The organism is Streptomyces alkaliterrae (assembly GCF_007097205.2).
GTDB classification, from domain to species: domain Bacteria; phylum Actinomycetota; class Actinomycetes; order Streptomycetales; family Streptomycetaceae; genus Streptomyces; species Streptomyces alkaliterrae.
In genome coordinates, this window is record NZ_VJYK02000604.1 from 1 (window position 1) to 1,196 (window position 1,196).

1 protein-coding gene is annotated in these 1,196 nt (G+C 65.4%); it reads left to right on the forward strand.

Annotated features, from left to right (window positions below):
* Positions 1-850: 850 nt before the first annotated feature.
* Positions 851-1,196, forward strand: a 346-nt coding sequence (locus FNX44_RS27055) for a hypothetical protein (RefSeq protein WP_438948050.1), incomplete at its 3' end; no start/stop codon positions are given.

Genomic DNA, 1,196 nt, shown 5'->3' on the forward strand with positions numbered 1-1,196 from the left:
GCCGTGGCGAGACGGGGGGGGGGTTGTGCATACCAAGATCGCGGCACGAACGGGTGATGTTCTCGCGGATTCTTCCGAATTGCCCGTCCGGCCCCTACGAAAGTGTCCGATCGGACCCGAAAAGCCCCGGGAAAGAGAGCTTTTGCCCGAATAGCGTTCGGCCGTGCGTGTCAATACGCTCACGGAGCGCGAACCCATGACTTTTGCAGGGACGTGGGCCCGCGCTCCCCAGCGATCACGAACCAAGGAGGCTCTCGTGCCTGATTTCCCAGCTCGCGCCCGGATCAAACCCCTCTGCCTGTGGCGTCGATCCTGCCGAGACAGTAACAAGCCCTGCCCGGGGGTGCGGGGGGCGGGCAACATGCAGTCTGCCCTTGGCAACGGGGTGGTGTCGCCGAATTCGACACCGGGTGTGGCACTTCCTCCGCTTGTTGTTGTTCCCGGCGCGCAGGACTACCTGATCCTTCTCGCCGTGGTGGTGCCCGCCCTGGTATGGGCCTTTGCTCTCTACGGGCCTCGCCGACGGGGCAACCGGCAGTCCTGATGTTTGAGTGAGGGGCCCGTTCTCCAGGTCCCTCATCTGCCGTGCCGGGTGCGCCCGTTCCCTACGGAACGGGCGCACCGGCCACAATTTCCGTCACGAAAGCCGGGCCACCGGACCCTTTTCGTCGCCCGGTCGACCGATTCAAGGGAACACCTCACGGTGAGAAACACCGCCGTTTCACCACCACCGAACTGTGCATGGTGTCAGAAGCAGCTGACACCCAACCGGACGGGGCGCCCCGGCATCTACTGCGATGTCCGGTGCCGGCAGGCCGCCAGTCGCTACCGTGCCAGAGGCGTCGCCCCGGTGCTCAGTCCCTTCGACGCCCATATCGACGCCGAACTCGCTCAGGCCGTGGCCACGATCGCTCATCTGCGTCGCGCGCTTGAGGAGACGTCCACCCCCGGCGAGGCCGAAGAAGTCCTCGATCTGTTCGAGAAGCTGCTGCGGGATCTTGAACGCGTGAAGCCCACGGTGATCGGCCGCACCCGGCAGCACGGAGCGTCTTGGGACGCCGTTGGACGCAGCATCGGCATGAACAAGGACGCGGCCCGTAAGAAGTACAACACCAACAACGTGCAGCGGGCGCTCGCTCGCATCCAAGACGGGCGACCGGCTACCCCCCATCCTCAGCGGGCACCTGTCCACCCTC